General features: G+C 35.9%; 9 protein-coding genes and 4 pseudogenes. 8 read left to right on the top strand and 5 right to left on the bottom strand.

All coding sequences use genetic code 11. The features are described from left to right. Positions 1-644: 644 nt before the first annotated feature. A pseudogene (locus OOL03_RS06140) lies at positions 645-2,084 on the bottom strand (actin-bundling T4SS effector WalE1 family protein); the annotation flags it as partial. 513 nt (positions 2,085-2,597) lie between these two features. On the opposite strand from OOL03_RS06140, the gene hflK reads away from it, so the two are divergent. From hflK to OOL03_RS06120, 4 genes and pseudogenes are all read left to right on the top strand, one after another. Further along, on the top strand, positions 2,598-3,632 hold the full coding sequence (hflK, locus tag OOL03_RS06135) for an FtsH protease activity modulator HflK (RefSeq protein WP_264707300.1): 1,035 nt from the start codon (positions 2,598-2,600) through the stop codon (positions 3,630-3,632). A 2-nt stretch (positions 3,633-3,634) separates the two neighbouring features. Further along, on the top strand, positions 3,635-4,507 hold the full coding sequence (gene hflC, locus OOL03_RS06130) for a protease modulator HflC (RefSeq protein WP_012673275.1): 873 nt from the start codon (positions 3,635-3,637) through the stop codon (positions 4,505-4,507). A gap of 3 nt (positions 4,508-4,510) precedes the next feature. Further along, a complete protein-coding gene (locus OOL03_RS06125) occupies positions 4,511-5,995 on the top strand; it encodes a DegQ family serine endoprotease (RefSeq protein WP_264707298.1) in 1,485 nt (494 codons plus the stop codon). A gap of 116 nt (positions 5,996-6,111) precedes the next feature. Beyond that, positions 6,112-7,344: pseudogene (locus OOL03_RS06120) on the top strand (WPE palindromic element domain-containing protein); the annotation flags it as partial. 28 nt (positions 7,345-7,372) lie between these two features. Here the strand turns inward: OOL03_RS06120 and OOL03_RS06115 are convergent. Further along, a protein-coding gene (locus OOL03_RS06115) for an IS630 family transposase (protein WP_264707034.1) occupies positions 7,373-8,232 on the bottom strand; the annotation gives its coding sequence in 2 pieces (ribosomal slippage) (positions 7,373-7,908 and positions 7,908-8,232; 861 coding nt in all). A gap of 61 nt (positions 8,233-8,293) precedes the next feature. Here OOL03_RS06115 and terL point away from each other — a divergent pair. Then, positions 8,294-8,608 (top strand): annotated as a pseudogene (gene terL / locus OOL03_RS06110) (phage terminase large subunit); the annotation flags it as partial. A 42-nt stretch (positions 8,609-8,650) separates the two neighbouring features. Here the strand turns inward: terL and OOL03_RS06105 are convergent. From OOL03_RS06105 to OOL03_RS07205, 3 genes and pseudogenes are all read right to left on the bottom strand, one after another. Continuing rightward, positions 8,651-10,945: a hypothetical protein gene (locus OOL03_RS06105; RefSeq protein ID WP_264707296.1), complete on the bottom strand. Its 2,295-nt coding sequence runs from the start codon at positions 10,943-10,945 to the stop codon at positions 8,651-8,653. A 44-nt stretch (positions 10,946-10,989) separates the two neighbouring features. After that, positions 10,990-11,187 carry a hypothetical protein gene (locus OOL03_RS06100; protein ID WP_264339090.1) on the bottom strand — a complete coding sequence of 66 codons (198 nt, stop codon included), beginning with the start codon at positions 11,185-11,187 and terminating at the stop codon, positions 10,990-10,992. Positions 11,188-11,863: 676 nt separating this feature from the next. Continuing rightward, a pseudogene (locus OOL03_RS07205) lies at positions 11,864-12,584 on the bottom strand (hypothetical protein); the annotation flags it as partial. 518 nt (positions 12,585-13,102) lie between these two features. Between OOL03_RS07205 and OOL03_RS06090 the strand changes: the two are divergent. The 3 genes from OOL03_RS06090 to OOL03_RS06080 all read left to right on the top strand — a co-directional run bounded on the left by OOL03_RS06090 (position 13,103) and on the right by OOL03_RS06080 (position 17,204). Continuing rightward, positions 13,103-14,395: a hypothetical protein gene (locus OOL03_RS06090; RefSeq protein ID WP_264707693.1), complete on the top strand. Its 1,293-nt coding sequence runs from the start codon at positions 13,103-13,105 to the stop codon at positions 14,393-14,395. A 272-nt stretch (positions 14,396-14,667) separates the two neighbouring features. Next, a complete protein-coding gene (locus OOL03_RS06085; RefSeq protein ID WP_264339090.1) occupies positions 14,668-14,865 on the top strand; it encodes a hypothetical protein in 198 nt (65 codons plus the stop codon). 44 nt (positions 14,866-14,909) lie between these two features. Next, positions 14,910-17,204: a hypothetical protein gene (locus tag OOL03_RS06080; RefSeq protein ID WP_264707296.1), complete on the top strand. Its 2,295-nt coding sequence runs from the start codon at positions 14,910-14,912 to the stop codon at positions 17,202-17,204. Positions 17,205-17,209: the final 5 nt, after the last annotated feature.

The raw sequence follows: 17,209 nt of genomic DNA, 5'->3' as shown, positions 1-17,209 counted from the left end.
AAACGTAAAGGTGTCATCCCAGTGCCCCTGTGATGTCATTCCAGTGCTTGACACTGGAATCCAGTTTTCCATATAATCTCATCGAAAACGTTGTAACCACTTTCTATGCTAGTTTGCTTGTAAACAAGCAAACTTTCCTGGATCCCAGTGGGCTTTGTTGCATCGCTACTTATGAAAGGCTAACTATAGTTAGGATTATAAGTAACCTATTGAAAATCTTGTTTTTTTGCAATCAATCTGATCAAATTTAAGAATAGTAATTTATTATTTATATTAATAAATTTAATTCTATTGAAAATAGCTAAAGCATTGAAATTCTTGAATTTTAGCCGGATTAGTGAGTGGTAGTGAAATTTCTTTTACTCAAATTTAGGTATTCACTGACCGTTCTTGTTATAAATACCAGAATAATAAGCTACTGATATTCTCCATCTTTTTTGTCTTTAATCCATCATAGCTAGCGATGCAACAAAGCCATCCCAGTGTCAGCTACTCGGATGACACCTTTCCTAGCAGAGAAATCACAATGTTCATACGGTTGTACGCATACCGCTGGGATCTAGGATTTTTCTATAGTTTAAAAACAAAAAAAGGACGTTACTCATTGAGTAACATCCTTTTGGAGAAGGTAGAAGTTTTACTTATTACACTGTTCCTGGAGTTGCTGTAGCTCTTGAGTTGACAGGTTCTGCACTAGGTTGATCTAGAGATGCGCGTCGTTTTGCCAACTTTTCTTCGAGTTCTCTGTCAAATTCTTCTTTTAAAGGAAGAACTTGTTTTCTTGTTAGCGTAGAAGAACCAGAACCCATTCCACTATCAGTAGAATTACTGTGAGTGAGAGTTCTGTTACTCAAACTATCCAGGTTTTGCTCCACAATAGGATCACTGAGAACATCTTCACTGAAAGAACTTTGTCCATTTAAGTTAGTCAATGAGGCGCTTCTAGGTAGTTCTGGTGGAGCAACTGGAGTAAGCTTAGGAGTTAAGCTACTAGATGAATTGCTTCTACGGACTGTTGCAAAGTCCTGAGAATCTGAATCAGAGACAGTAGCAGTACTTTCAGTTCCTATAGAATTTAGTGAATTGCTTCTTGGTAGCTTCAGTGGAGCAACGTAAAAAGTGCTATTTCCTACTTTTATAGGTGGCTCTGTACTATCAGTCTTTACAGAATCTAGTGAACTGCTTTTTGACAAGCTGTTAGATTGTTCAGAGCCTTTTCTTCCCAGTGAAGAGAATGATGATGACACAGACCTAGTTAAACTTTTGACAGAAGGCCTGTTAGCTTTTTTCTCTGCTCTGTCAAACATATTGCTTACGCTTGAGTACAAATGATTTTCTCTACATTCTTTAATAACCTTCTTAATTTCATCGTGATGTTCAGAGAAAACACTGTCGATGAAATAACTACCTTTAGGTAATGACCTTTGTGTTAACAAGTTATGCAAGCTTTTTTCATTTAAATTATTAATGAATTCTTTCTGTACTTGCCATCCAGAAGTATGTTCAATCTCCCCTGATTTTGCCTTCTCTGCCATTTTTAAATCAATTTCTGACGATATTCCAGAAAGTATATTTTTCACTAACCCAGAATTATTTCCTTTATCAGCAAAAATTGCTTTCATATCATTTCTTATTTCGTCAGATTTCTTAATTGCATCTGGAGTAAACCTTTTTACCTTATCTAAATAGTCCGTCTCACCAGATGCCTTATGGAACTTATTTGCCACTCCTTCGCCTACAAAACTAGCGCCTTTTTTCAGTGAATCTACTGAATGTTCATAACCTTCTTTCACCTTATCTTTAACATGTACAGCACCATCTCTAACTTTTCCGGCAGTATATTTCGCCCCATTAACTGTTTTTTCTGCTGACCATTTGAGCCCTTTGAATGTGTATTCAACTGCTTTCACAGCAAAAAATAGAGTAAGGGCAACTATTGCACCTGTTGCAGCAACCGGTAAAGCAGCTGCCACAAATGGAAGTAATGCACCAACCATCACACCTACTGCACCTACTGCAACCATTTGCTCTTTTGCAGACCAATTAGAGAAATTTTTTATATCATGTAGTTTACCCTGCAAAGCTTCCACAAAAGTAGAACTTTTTTTAACAGGACTTGAATTTGTTTGTTCACTGGCTAACATTTTAAACCTCACTATTAATTAAATATAGTATAATTGTATTCCTTGATTCTTAAGTTAGTGTTAAATTGATTGCCAGTATTTATTTGTCTTCAAATAATTTCGCTTGACGTGTTTTGTGGTAGCGTAGAAAATTAGGTCAAGAAGCTGCAGCATTTATGAGGTATAGAAAAAGGACTCTCATCTTTTTGGCTGTTATAACTTTAATAATAATAGCTTTACTATTTAGGTATAATTCCCATTTTCACAAAGACGTAGTGCACTTAAAGAGTGACAACAAAGAATTCAAAAAAAAGCCAGAAAATTCCATAGAGTCGACCATATTACATAGAGAAAAGGAAGTGTACGATCATGTTTTCCATCCTGATGATTAATTTGTAAATAAAATAGCAATTTATGTTTGCATTTTCTTATTAAAGAAGTAATATTAGCGTATTAATTATAGAATCAATCATTATGTTTGATGATAATAATCCTTGGAATCTGGGAAAGAAACCGGTAGGGAACAAAACTCCTAATAATGAAGATATTTTAAGTAAAGCTGTATCTGATATAAGGTTCTTTCTTAATGGATTAACCAGAAACAGGGGCAAAAAACCTTATTTCATCATTGTCATTATTTTGCTGCTCTATGCTTGCACTGGCTTTTATATTGTCCATCCTAGTGAAGAAAGTATAGAACTTACCTTTGGTAGATATTCTAATACAGAAACACCTGGTTTGCGTTATCACTTCCCCTACCCTATTGGCAAGGTTTTTAAAGTGAACGTTAAGGAAGTAAATCGTGAAGAAATTGGGGTAAGTAGTTCTTATGGGCGAGATACAGATCGCGGTGAAGGCGTGATGCTAACTGGAGATGAAAATATAGTCAACGTTAACTTCGAGGTTCAATGGCGCGTTAGAGATGCTAAGGACTATTTATTCAAAGTGCGGGATTACAAACCCGGTTTCAGTGTTAAAAATGCTGCTGAAAGTGCCATGAGAGAAATAATAGGTAAAAACACGATCTCTTTTGCACTTGGTCAAGGCAGACCAGAAATTTCTAGAGATACTAGAATTCTATTGCAGCAGATTCTTGATGGATACCAAATGGGCATAGAGATTTTATCTGTTCAAATGAAAAAAATTGATCCACCAGAAAAAGTAATCAGTTCGTTTAGAGATGTACAAAGTGCTCGTGCAGACAAAGAGCGTACTATAAACGAAGCATATGCTTATAATAATGATATTATACCTCGAGCAAAGGGTGAAGCGATAAAGATAAAATTAGATGCACAAGCATATGAAAATGAAGTAATAAATGAAGCAAAAGGTAATGCAAATCGCTTTTTATCTCTTTATGAGGAATATAGACAGAATCCTTCTCTCGTTAAGAATCGTATTTATCTTGAAACTATGGAAAATATTTTCAGTAAGGTAGACAAAGTTGTTGTAACTGATGATCTGAAAGGTATGTTTTCTTATTTACCTCTTACAAATTTAGGAAAATAACCATGAGTAGTAATATTAAAATTGTTTTTGTTTCTGTATTTGTTGTTTTATTGATTGTTTTATCTAATTCAATATTTGTTGTGCAAGAAACAAAGCAAGCAATAGTTATACAACTGGGTAAAGTTGTAAGGGATGTTAGGGAAAGTGGCTTATATTTTAAGTTGCCATTCATAAATAGTGTAGAGTTTCTTGATAAAAGAGTTTTAGATTTAAGTCCTGATAAGATCCCAAGGGAAGTGATAACAGCGGATCAAAAACGTATTATAGTAGATGCGTATGCAAAATATAAAATAACAAATCCTGTTACTTTTTACCAGGCTGTGAGGAATGAATCAGGGCTGGTTAGAAGATTATATCCGGTTATAGAAGCACACATAAGAGAAAATATAGGCAGATTTTCGTTGATTAGCTTGTTGAATGAAAAAAGATCAGAGGTTATGCAATTGATTCAGCGTGGAGTTTATTCTGAAGCTGAAAAATTTGGCATAGAAATAATAGATGTAAGAATTAAGAGAGCAGATTTACCAGAAGAAAATAGTTCTGCAATATTTCGCCGTATGCAAACTGAAAGGGAAAAAGAAGCAAAAGAAATTAGAGCAGAAGGAGAGCAAGCTGGGCAGGAAGTTAGATCAAAAGCTGATAAATTAAAAAGGGAAATTATCTCCAGTGCAGTAAAAGAATCGTACGAAATAAGGGGCCGTGGTTATGCTGAAGCAACTAGAATTTATAATGAGGCATTTAAGGTTGATGAAGAGTTCTTTAACTTTTATCGCTCTATGAGCGCTTACAGTAAATCATTTGCCGAAAATAATACTAAATTTGTACTTTCACCAAACAATAACTTTTTAGATATTTTAAACAAAGGATGGAAATAATTTATGAAAAGTAAGGCATTTATTTTATCTATATTTGCATATTTTCTAATTGCGTTTTCTTCGTACGCTAATATGTTTGATTGGAATGCAAAAAAGGTCGTTAATGCTAGCACTACTGCATGTAACTGTAATCAAGGACTTGCCGATTTAGTGGAAGAACTCATTCCTGCGGTTGTAAATATTTCAAGCGAACAAATAATCAAACAAGAAAGTAACAATAGAACTAAAATCCCTTTTATGCCAAGAAATAATTTCTTTGATGATTTTAGAGAATTTTTTGAGCATTTTGATCAGTTTTTTATGGATAGGGGCCCTAGTGTTAACAGAGAGGTGGTGTTGCTTGGTTCTGGGTTTATTATAGATAAAGGTGGAACTATAGTAACCAATTGTCACGTTATTAAAAACGCCCAAGATATCACAGTTACTATGAACGATAATACTTATTTCAAAGCAGAAGTTTTAGGCTATGATGCAAGAACTGATCTTGCTGTGCTTAAGGTTCATTCTAATAAAGATCTTCCTTTTGTTGCATTTGGTAATTCTGATACAGCAAGGGTTGGCGATACAGTTATTGCAATAGGTAACCCATTTGGTTTGGGTAGCTCTGTAAGCACAGGAATTATATCTGCAAGGTCTAGAGACATTAGTATCGGCACTATGAATGAATTTATTCAAACCGACGCTGCAATTAATAGAGGCAACTCTGGAGGGCCATTATTTGATTTAAATGGAAAAGTTATAGGCATTAACACCGCTATCTATTCCCCATCTGAGTCTGGCGGCAATGTGGGTATAGGCTTTGCTATACCATCTAATTTAGCTATGTCAATTATTGACACATTAAAAAGTGGCAAAAAAATAAAACATGGTTGGCTTGGTGTGCAAGTTCAGCCTATAACGAAAGAATTTGCTGAGTCCTTGGGTTTAAAAGATATAAAAGGCGCATTGGTTGCAAGTATAGTAAAGGATAGTCCTGCAGAAAAAGGTGGAATTAAGGTGGGTGACATATTATTAGAATTTGATGATAAAAAAATTGATAGAATGACACAACTGCCTCAAATGGTTTCAAGAACTGAACCTGGAAAAAAAGTACAAATTAAGTTACTTAGAAAGAGCAAAGAGGTCAATATTAAGGTTGTGATTGAAGAATCTGCAAATGATGGTCAAGGTAATAATCAAGAAGAAAACAAATCAACATCCGATTACATAACTGGTTTAACTGTTTCAAACCTGCCAAAAGAATCAAAAGAAAGTAATCCTACAAAAGGTGTGATAGTTACTAATGTAGATAGTAACAGTAATGCCACGTTGCGTGGTATTAAAAAAGGAGACATTATTATCCAATTAGATGGAACCGATATAGAAAATACTAATGATTTTCAAAAACAAGTTGATTCAGCAGTAAAGAAAAACGGTAAAGATTCAATAATGTTGCTCATTTACCGCAATGGAAATCAATTCTTTACTTCGATAAAGTTGAAGAAATAGCACTCGTAGGTTATTTACTAAATTAGCAGCATTGTAAGCCTGTCATTGTAACACCTCAATCTTACAAGACAAATCAAAACTATTAAAGTCTACATTCCATTCACTAAAATACACATATGGATAATATAAATTTTCTAAAATTCATTGAACTGTGCTTTCAAACAGTGGTGCCGGGATGTGAGTATAATGATTATCAGTACATAAAAGTCATAGCAGACAGGCTGGAAGCAGCGAATGCTGGCGAAGTAAGGCGCATAATATTCAATATGCCTCCGCGTTCAATGAAGTCCATATGTATGAGTGTTGCGTGGCCCGCATGGATACTGGGAAATCAGCCAACTGCAAGAATAATAGTTGCAAGTTATTCTAAGTTGCTTAGCGAAAAACATTCGCTCGATACGAGGTGCATAATGCAATCTGATTGGTATAAAAAGCTATTTCCAGAGGTAGAACTATCCAAAGACCAGAACACTAAATATAAATTCCAAACAGTGCAGAGAGGATACAGAATCGCAACATCAGTTGGAGGAACATTAACCGGTGAAGGTGGTGACTTTATTATTGTGGATGATCCGCTTAACCCTGCTCAAGCTTTGAGTGAAACATTTAGAAAACGTGCCACAAACTGGTTCGATCAGACTTTAGTAACGAGACTCAACGATAGAAAAAAAGGAGTAATTGTGCTTGTGATGCATAGGCTCCACCTGGAAGACTTAACTGGGCACCTCTTATCCAAGCCAAAAAACATATGGCATCACATTTGTTTGCCAATGATTTCTGAAAATAAGGAGGTTATTTATTCAATTAATAACCATACTGGTGTCATTCCAACCCCCCCTCCTGTCATCCCAGTGCCCAGACACTGGGATCCAGAAAATTCAACCGCAAAAGACTGGATTCCAGCATCAAGTGCTGGAATGACACTACCTGCAAGAGTATTATACTCAAGAGAAGAGAATGAGTTATTATATCCCCTGGAGGGAGGAAGAGAAGAAGTTGAGATGATAAAAGTTGAACTCGGGAGTTACGCTTTTGCTGCTCAATATCAACAAAATCCTCTACCACTTTCAAGCGGTATAATAAAACAAGAGTGGCTAAAGCGCTATAAAAATTTCCCTGATAATCTCTCACATGTAACTCAAAGCTGGGACACTGCATTTTCAACAAACGATTCCAGCGACTTTAGCGTCTGCACCACCTGGGCAAAAATAGATAATAAATTCTATTTACTTGATGTATATCGAGCAAAGCTTGAGTACCCAAAGCTTAAAGAGCAAGTTCTGTCACTAGCTGTAAGATGGACGCCACACGCAATTTTGATCGAAGCAAAAACGAGTGGTCAACAATTATAGCATTTCTCATAATAGTCCAAACAGGTCATAGGAAGGCAGAATCAACAGCACGAAGAAAGGATTCGAATAGAGGAATGTTTTTCCTGGCTCTGTTTTTTATAGCAAACCAATGATGCTCAATTTTGTTGAAATCTGGAGAATAAGGCGGCAGATACAAAATTTCTGCACCAACCCCTTTAGCAAGCTCGATAATCTTATCAGACTTATGAAAAGTAGCATTGTCAAGAATGACAGTCTGTCCAGGTTCCAAGATCGGTGTCAAAAATTGCTCAAACCATCCATTAAAAACATCCATATTACAGTGGCCTTCAAAGGTTAACGGAACAACTATCTTTCTTCCACTTAAGGCTGCAACCATACTGATTCGTTGAGTTTTCTTTCCAGATTTTAAGGCATAAAACCGCTGTCCTTTCTGGCAATATCCGTAGGGGTAGTCTTCGGTGTTATCAATGCCAGACTCATCTATATACACTAAGTTTTTAGGTTCTTTTGTCGCTATAATTTTCAAAAATTCAGCACGTTTTTCTTCGTTTCTTTCCTTGTATCCATATGTCTTTTTTTGCGCGTAAATCCAATTTTTTTAAGGGCTCGATAGATCGTTTGGATACTAACGTTGTTCCAAAGTTTAGCCATTTCCGATAGAGTCTTTCCTCCGTGTTCTCTGGCAAATTTGGCAAAGGTATCCCAGTCGGTAATTTTGTGATTGTAACCCCCATTTCCAAGTTTTTTTGATTGAAAGTCTCCTGTTTCTTTTCTTCTTTGCTGCCACTCCCATAAAGTAGTTCGTCCAATCTTAAATCTTGCTGCCACTGTTTCTCTGCTTTCTCCTTCGTCTAGCGCTTCCATTGCTTTTTTTCTTAAATCATAACTATATGCTGCTGGCATTCAACCTCCTTATCATCATCTATCCTTATCCTATCACATCCGGACTTTTATCGAAAGAGCTATAACACAAGAGCTAAAGGCAAATAGCGATCTACCGATTATCGAAATAATTCCACACAATGACAAACTCACTCGATTTTATCAAATTGCTCCGATAATAGAGTCTGGCAGGGTTTTTCTGCCGCATCAAGCAGTATGGCTCAGCGATTTCGAATATGAAATTTTAATGTTCCCAGAAGCTCGCCACGATGATCAAGTGGATAGTACCGCGCAATATCTGCAATGGATGAGAAAAATTAACACCAGCGCCTTTAGGGTCAGAGACTTTGGCCCCAACCCTAATAAAACGCTTAGATGGCTGAGAGCAGTGGATTAGATAATAAACCTAAGTTAGTTTCCAAAAGGTCCCTTATCATTTTTATATTCCGGTTTTATTGAGCTGTTCGCGGACTTGTTCGATTGTGGAACCGGAAAAACCTGGGCGTGGTGAACCTACTTCCCCTTCAAATGATGAACTATCGCTTTCGCTTCGAGTTTTTTTTGTTGTACTACCTCCATCTTCAGGCGATGGAGACTTACGTTTTGGCGATCCTCCTCTAGTATTCTCACAATCCATAGACTCATAACCACTTGTTGTTGCCTCAGCTTTAGAGCTTACGTTTTCAGCATCAGTTACGAACCCGGAAGAGTAACCGCTGTCTTTATTATCTTCGGGCTTCATCTTTTCAGCTTTTGATTTATCTTTAGCAGGCCATCGCTCTCCCCTAAACAACTCTACTTCCGAACCATCATAATCACGGTTAATCCAGTATCCACCTTTGTCTTTTGTAATTGAAATATATTCTAATACGCTTTCATCGGGATAACAGGTTTTAATTGCTTCTTTAGGGGATAACCCATGTTCTTGCACCTGAAAATTTACCCATTTGTCCTTTTCAGATTTCACTGCCTTTTCGACGATGTTAATGTCGATATCTTTTATTTCTACTTTTCCCTCATGCTCCCGACTAAAAAGTTCTTTTAAGTTAAGTAAGGCACCACGACTTATATTAGCAACAACTGTTGTTTCTTGGTTTTTCTCACAATTAGAAAGAAATTGAAATGGAAACTCATTGAAATCATAGGCTTCTTCCTTATTGACACGATACTCTTCTTTCGTTTTATCTATTATCTCCTCTAAATACTCTTTTACATCAACACTATCATCAATTAAACTAGCAATCTTCCCATTTTTTACAATAAAGTTAGTATGAGGAGGATCCAAAGCATAATTATTTAAGTTAAACCAATAAAGCAATGCTTTAAACAACTTTTCTTCTTCCTTTTCCTTAGTAACTTGCTGTTTTTCAGGTTCCTTATTACAAATGTTCGCCGTATCTTTTAGAGAATCTTCAGAAACCCCAGAATTTAAGAATGTTGAACTATCCCATGCTCTAGGAGAAAGAATCGATGGTGGTCTACAGGTCAAAGATAGCTGTGATTGACCACAAGTGGATTGACTTGAATCTATTTCCCCCGGCACCAACTGAAACAGCCCCCCTTTTCCTCCCTCTCTTTCTGATTCTTGCCTGGGAGGCCTCTCTAACCCTTTACCACGACTTCGCTTGGGAAACTCCTGTGTCTGTGATGCTTCAGCTAATGGCGTTCGAGGAAGCTCAGGGTCAATGGACAGTTCATGGTCTTTGTTGATTACAGAGTTTTTTATTATTTTGGTTATCACACAGTGAGAAATTTCTTTATTAGAAAAGTCTATACCGTATATTCCTCTACTACCAAATACTGGTAGGTGTTTTGGTGAAGTGTAACTTTCAATATTATTTAACACAACCATACCAAAGCTACTATTAATAGTATCTACTTCTTCTTTGGTTAAAAATCTATAATAGTTATCATAACTTACAATAGGAACTAAAATTGAATCCTCATTATTTCCTGAATAAGAAGTATGAAAGACATAATAAAGAGGAGGGCATGCTTTACGAATGAAGCCAGTTATTAAATACTTAATCTTCTCAATAGCTGGATCATCTGAGCTAGAAGTTTGAAGATCACGTCCTATCAAACATGCTTGACTTTCTTCTATCTCATTAATGAACTTAGTTTTATCAAAGAGGCTTTTCTTTATATATACACAATTGTCCTTGACTTTCAAGAAATCATCAGTTCTTTTAGGACTATTTTTATAACCTTTTACTGTCGCTGAGAATGACTCTATAAAATACTCTTGTAACCTTTTATCATAGAAACGCATACAATATAGATAAGATTTCCTGTCAAAGCTTTCATCAGATGTATACTCTTCTACATGTTCTAAACCAAAATTTCTTCCCATAGCACCTGTGATGTCTCTCGCAAGCCCATTAGCTAGCAAACATTTTAGATTGAAAACTATACTTTGATCTATCGGCACTGAAAATCTATACTTTCCATTACTATCTACCAATTGGCTCCGATTGAAATTAAAAGGAAAAGATTTCATATCAAAAGATAAACTAGCAGTACTTTCATTTCCACAGAATGTTTCTACTATCCTTCCTTTCATATTGTCTAAATACTTCATGCATTGATCAGCATCCATACTTTTATCAAATGAGATAACAATATGATCCTTGTTACGTAAACCTCGATGTACATTTTGTACTTTTAGATTAGTATTAATAATATTGTTATAACAAACACTAATATTAAATGCCTTTACTAATGCTTGATTCATTTCACTCGCACTAAACATAATACCCTCCCTACTTTTAATATACCTTAAAATCTTGAACTGCCTTGACCACTACTTTTACTTTTATTGGATTCATCCCTTCTTTTCCTCTCTTCATCTTCACGCTTAAACCTTTCACCAAAATTCTCTAGCTTTTTCTGATCTAATTTAGTTATATCAACTCTCCCTCCTCCTGGTGCAGTATTATCAAATTGCCTTTTGCCTGAGCCATTATTACTATGCATATTAACCTCCAGTAAAAATATTATGTAACTAATATACTAAAAATAAAATTAAGTGCAAGCACTTTTTTATATTTTTTTTTAAAAAATTTTATTCACTCTTTTTCATAAAATTCAGTTTTCTAGATTCCAGCGTCACGCGCTGGAATGACACCTGTATTTCTCTTTGCCATCAATCCCTACTCTTTAATGTCATACCAGTACCTCTTTTTCTTGTCATCCCAGTGCCCAGACACTGGGATCCAGTCTTTTTTGTCATCTAAAGCTAACACTAGCTATCCCCTCGATGGTGCTTTTTCTGGTGCCTTTCCTATTGAATCCACATGATTATTAACTTTTACATCATCAATCAATCTTTTTGGTGGTTGAGCAGTACTAGCATTAGACTTTCCATTAGAAGCTTGTTCTTGCTGATTGTCAGATGGAATATTCCGTTGATTATTATTACTCAAATTTATCCTTCTTGACTGTGTACTATCGAGTTTAAACTTTCCACCTCTTTTTTGCTGATCTCTCTTCGGCGTCTGCCCTGTAGGTTCCGGTGGACACACCTCTTTCTTCGGTCCCTCCGGCTTCGCTTTTTTCTCTTCTTCCACTTTTGGTTTTGTTTCTTTTACCTCGCGGTTCTCATTGTTTATAACCTCTTTAAATATAGGAGGCATTATAGGTTTTGGTAAAAGATCAAGTTCTGGTTTGCTCAGAACAACCGGTCTTACAAATCCTGGTGAAACTTCAAAAAGGAAAACTGGCACTTTAGGTTTTTCTCTTTCATCTACCTTTATTTCTACGTCTTTATGAACTTCTTTATTTTCTTCCTTTAATGATGTTTTTTCTGCTTTTTTATCTTCTTTTTCTGTAGATGCCTCTACCGCAGCCGCCAACTCAACTCCAAACATCTCTGCGAACATTGTAACAATCCATCCGACAACGGCCATTTGTAACCTGAGTTTCAGATCTTGCAATGCAGTTAATCTTTCTAACGCCCTTGCAAACTCTTCTTCTGATAACTCACCACTGCCTAATTTTTCCTGCAATTCTTTTATCTCTTTGTCCAACCTCTGATTGAAACTTAAATCGCGTGCAAAAATCTTCTTGATTAACTCCTTAAGCTTATCACGCAAAAACTTCATTATCGCAGCAATCAGGTTTTTTTCTTTCTTCTCCTTGAGCATTTGGTAGATTTTCGGATCATCTACATCTACTTCAAAAAGGGTAAAGAGAGATTCAAAGAAATTCCAGAAATCTCCAAGTACTCTTCCTTTTTCACCAGTGAAGTAATCCTCATCATCACCTTCTCCGATATGTAGCTCTGCTTGAGATGATATTTCATCGATACAACTAGAAGCCTGACGCTCACACTCGAGCCTCCTGAGCAAATCTTGTCTGGTGAGCTCCTCTACGCACTGCCTCTATTGTCTGATATAGCTAAAGTGACTTACGATAATTTGAAAAACAAAAATTCGTCATTCCGCTACTTGTTAGCGGAATCTATACCGCGAATGAATCGCGGTATGACGTAGGACTGCTGTCATCCCAGTGCGTGACACTGGGATCTCGTTCCTTAACTTTATAGTGTAAATTATTTCAAATTGTGTCTAGCTGCAAGTATAATAATTTCCATTTATAGATAAAGTATGTTGCAAATGTTATGCCAAAGAGTATAATAAAATCTATATCAAATACTTTACAAGAAAAAGTGGGATAGAGGCAAAAGCAAATATTAATAAGGATAATTTAAGAAAAGCGCATGCTAGAGTTTGAAGAAGCAGTAAAAATAAAAAATATTATTGAAAGGTTAAATAGCACATGATATAATATATATATAGTGTAAAAATGTAAATAATTTTATTGACATCTTTACATTAATAGTTCTTAAATATTTAGTACTGTAGAATTAAGTTTTATGAAGGAAGTAAAAATGGTGGAAAGCTTTTCAGGTAACAACAGAGGCAGTAATTTTATTGAGGAGGCAAAAATAATGGAAAATTTTTCAGATAATAACGGAAACGGTAGCTCGATCTTCCAAGGAAAAATCAGGGAGCAAGATTTCTCTGCAGAGCAGAAGCTAAATGAACTAAAAGCAGCCATAGAGGAGCTCACCAGACAAGATTTGCTCAGGAGGCTCGAGTGTGAGCGTCAGGCTTCTAGTTGTATCGATGAAATATCATCTCAAGCAGAGCTACATATCGGAGAAGGTGATGATGAGGATTACTTCACTGGTGAAAAAGGAAGAGTACTTGGAGATTTCTGGAATTTCTTTGAATCTCTCTTTACCCTTTTTGAAGTAGATGTAGATGATCCGAAAATCTACCAAATGCTCAAGGAGAAGAAAGAAAAAAACCTGATTGCTGCGATAATGAAGTTTTTGCGTGATAAGCTTAAGGAGTTAATCAAGAAGATTTTTGCACGCGATTTAAGTTTCAATCAGAGGTTGGACAAAGAGATAAAAGAATTGCAGGAAAAATTAGGCAGTGGTGAGTTATCAGAAGAAGAGTTTGCAAGGGCGTTAGAAAGATTAACTGCATTGCAAGATCTGAAACTCAGGTTACAAATGGCCGTTGTCGGATGGATTGTTACAATGTTCGCAGAGATGTTTGGAGTTGAGTTGGCGGCTGCGGTAGAGGCATCTACAGAAAAAGAAGATAAAAAAGCAGAAAAAACATCATTAAAGGAAGAAAATAAAGAAGTTCATAAAGACGTAGAAATAAAGGTAGATGAAAGAGAAAAACCTAAAGTGCCAGTTTTCCTTTTTGAAGTTTCACCAGGATTTGTAAGACCGGTTGTTCTGAGCAAACCAGAACTTGATCTTTTACCAAAACCTATAATGCCTCCTATATTTAAAGAGGTTATAAACAATGAGAACCGCGAGGTAAAAGAAACAAAACCAAAAGTGGAAGAAGAGAAAAAAGCGAAGCCGGAGGGACCGAAGAAAGAGGTGTGTCCACCGGAACCTACAGGGCAGACGCCGAAGAGAGATCAGCAAAAAAGAGGTGGAAAGTTTAAACTCGATAGTACACAGTCAAGAAGGATAAATTTGAGTAATAATAATCAACGGAATATTCCATCTGACAATCAGCAAGAACAAGCTTCTAATGGAAAGTCTAATGCTAGTACTGCTCAACCACCAAAAAGATTGATTGATGATGTAAAAGTTAATAATCATGTGGATTCAATAGGAAAGGCACCAGAAAAAGCACCATCGAGGGGATAGCTAGTGTTAGCTTTAGATGACAAAAAAGACTGGATCCCAGTGTCTGGGCACTGGGATGACAAGAAAAAGAGGTACTGGTATGACATTAAAGAGTAGGGATTGATGGCAAAGAGAAATACAGGTGTCATTCCAGCGCGTGACGCTGGAATCTAGAAAACTGAATTTTATGAAAAAGAGTGAATAAAATTTTTTAAAAAAAAATATAAAAAAGTGCTTGCACTTAATTTTATTTTTAGTATATTAGTTACATAATATTTTTACTGGAGGTTAATATGCATAGTAATAATGGCTCAGGCAAAAGGCAATTTGATAATACTGCACCAGGAGGAGGGAGAGTTGATATAACTAAATTAGATCAGAAAAAGCTAGAGAATTTTGGTGAAAGGTTTAAGCGTGAAGATGAAGAGAGGAAAAGAAGGGATGAATCCAATAAAAGTAAAAGTAGTGGTCAAGGCAGTTCAAGATTTTAAGGTATATTAAAAGTAGGGAGGGTATTATGTTTAGTGCGAGTGAAATGAATCAAGCATTAGTAAAGGCATTTAATATTAGTGTTTGTTATAACAATATTATTAATACTAATCTAAAAGTACAAAATGTACATCGAGGTTTACGTAACAAGGATCATATTGTTATCTCATTTGATAAAAGTATGGATGCTGATCAATGCATGAAGTATTTAGACAATATGAAAGGAAGGATAGTAGAAACATTCTGTGGAAATGAAAGTACTGCTAGTTTATCTTTTGATATGAAATCTTTTCCTTTTAATTTCAATCGGAGCCAATTGGTAGATAGTAATGGAAAGTATAGATTTTCAGTGCCGATAGATCAAAGTATAGTTTTCAATCTAAAATGTTTGCTAGCTAATGGGCTTGCGAGAGACATCACAGGTGCTATGGGAAGAAATTTTGGTTTAGAACATGTAGAAGAGTATACATCTGATGAAAGCTTTGACAGGAAATCTTATCTATATTGTATGCGTTTCTATGATAAAAGGTTACAAGAGTATTTTATAGAGTCATTCTCAGCGACAGTAAAAGGTTATAAAAATAGTCCTAAAAGAACTGATGATTTCTTGAAAGTCAAGGACAATTGTGTATATATAAAGAAAAGCCTCTTTGATAAAACTAAGTTCATTAATGAGATAGAAGAAAGTCAAGCATGTTTGATAGGACGTGATCTTCAAACTTCTAGCTCAGATGATCCAGCTATTGAGAAGATTAAGTATTTAATAACTGGCTTCATTCGTAAAGCATGCCCTCCTCTTTATTATGTCTTTCATACTTCTTATTCAGGAAATAATGAGGATTCAATTTTAGTTCCTATTGTAAGTTATGATAACTATTATAGATTTTTAACCAAAGAAGAAGTAGATACTATTAATAGTAGCTTTGGTATGGTTGTGTTAAATAATATTGAAAGTTACACTTCACCAAAACACCTACCAGTATTTGGTAGTAGAGGAATATACGGTATAGACTTTTCTAATAAAGAAATTTCTCACTGTGTGATAACCAAAATAATAAAAAACTCTGTAATCAACAAAGACCATGAACTGTCCATTGACCCTGAGCTTCCTCGAACGCCATTAGCTGAAGCATCACAGACACAGGAGTTTCCCAAGCGAAGTCGTGGTAAAGGGTTAGAGAGGCCTCCCAGGCAAGAATCAGAAAGAGAGGGAGGAAAAGGGGGGCTGTTTCAGTTGGTGCCGGGGGAAATAGATTCAAGTCAATCCACTTGTGGTCAATCACAGCTATCTTTGACCTGTAGACCACCATCGATTCTTTCTCCTAGAGCATGGGATAGTTCAACATTCTTAAATTCTGGGGTTTCTGAAGATTCTCTAAAAGATACGGCGAACATTTGTAATAAGGAACCTGAAAAACAGCAAGTTACTAAGGAAAAGGAAGAAGAAAAGTTGTTTAAAGCATTGCTTTATTGGTTTAACTTAAATAATTATGCTTTGGATCCTCCTCATACTAACTTTATTGTAAAAAATGGGAAGATTGCTAGTTTAATTGATGATAGTGTTGATGTAAAAGAGTATTTAGAGGAGATAATAGATAAAACGAAAGAAGAGTATCGTGTCAATAAGGAAGAAGCCTATGATTTCAATGAGTTTCCATTTCAATTTCTTTCTAATTGTGAGAAAAACCAAGAAACAACAGTTGTTGCTAATATAAGTCGTGGTGCCTTACTTAACTTAAAAGAACTTTTTAGTCGGGAGCATGAGGGAAAAGTAGAAATAAAAGATATCGACATTAACATCGTCGAAAAGGCAGTGAAATCTGAAAAGGACAAATGGGTAAATTTTCAGGTGCAAGAACATGGGTTATCCCCTAAAGAAGCAATTAAAACCTGTTATCCCGATGAAAGCGTATTAGAATATATTTCAATTACAAAAGACAAAGGTGGATACTGGATTAACCGTGATTATGATGGTTCGGAAGTAGAGTTGTTTAGGGGAGAGCGATGGCCTGCTAAAGATAAATCAAAAGCTGAAAAGATGAAGCCCGAAGATAATAAAGACAGCGGTTACTCTTCCGGGTTCGTAACTGATGCTGAAAACGTAAGCTCTAAAGCTGAGGCAACAACAAGTGGTTATGAGTCTATGGATTGTGAGAATACTAGAGGAGGATCGCCAAAACGTAAGTCTCCATCGCCTGAAGATGGAGGTAGTACAACAAAAAAAACTCGAAGCGAAAGCGATAGTTCATCATTTGAAGGGGAAGTAGGTTCACCACGCCCAGGTTTTTCCGGTTCCACAATCGAACAAGTCCGCGAACAGCTCAATAAAACCGGAATATAAAAATG

The sequence above is a fragment of the Wolbachia endosymbiont (group A) of Acrocera orbiculus genome (assembly GCF_947250015.1).
Lineage (GTDB): Bacteria > Pseudomonadota > Alphaproteobacteria > Rickettsiales > Anaplasmataceae > Wolbachia > Wolbachia pipientis.
This window is presented reverse-complemented; position numbering and strand designations above follow the sequence as displayed.

Bases quoted from the DNA above. Each gene is read 5' to 3' on its own strand.
- OOL03_RS06100 (WP_264339090.1), bottom strand. From the start codon at position 11,187: ATGCATAGTAATAATGGCTCAGGCAAAAGGCAATTTGATAATACTGCA.
- OOL03_RS06105 (WP_264707296.1), bottom strand. From the start codon at position 10,945: ATGAATCAAGCATTAGTAAAGGCATTTAATATTAGTGTTTGTTATAAC.
- hflK (WP_264707300.1), top strand. From the start codon at position 2,598: ATGTTTGATGATAATAATCCTTGGAATCTGGGAAAGAAACCGGTAGGG.
- hflC (WP_012673275.1), top strand. From the start codon at position 3,635: ATGAGTAGTAATATTAAAATTGTTTTTGTTTCTGTATTTGTTGTTTTA.
- OOL03_RS06090 (WP_264707693.1), top strand. From the start codon at position 13,103: ATGGTGGAAAGCTTTTCAGGTAACAACAGAGGCAGTAATTTTATTGAG.
- OOL03_RS06085 (WP_264339090.1), top strand. From the start codon at position 14,668: ATGCATAGTAATAATGGCTCAGGCAAAAGGCAATTTGATAATACTGCA.
- OOL03_RS06125 (WP_264707298.1), top strand. From the start codon at position 4,511: ATGAAAAGTAAGGCATTTATTTTATCTATATTTGCATATTTTCTAATT.
- OOL03_RS06080 (WP_264707296.1), top strand. From the start codon at position 14,910: ATGAATCAAGCATTAGTAAAGGCATTTAATATTAGTGTTTGTTATAAC.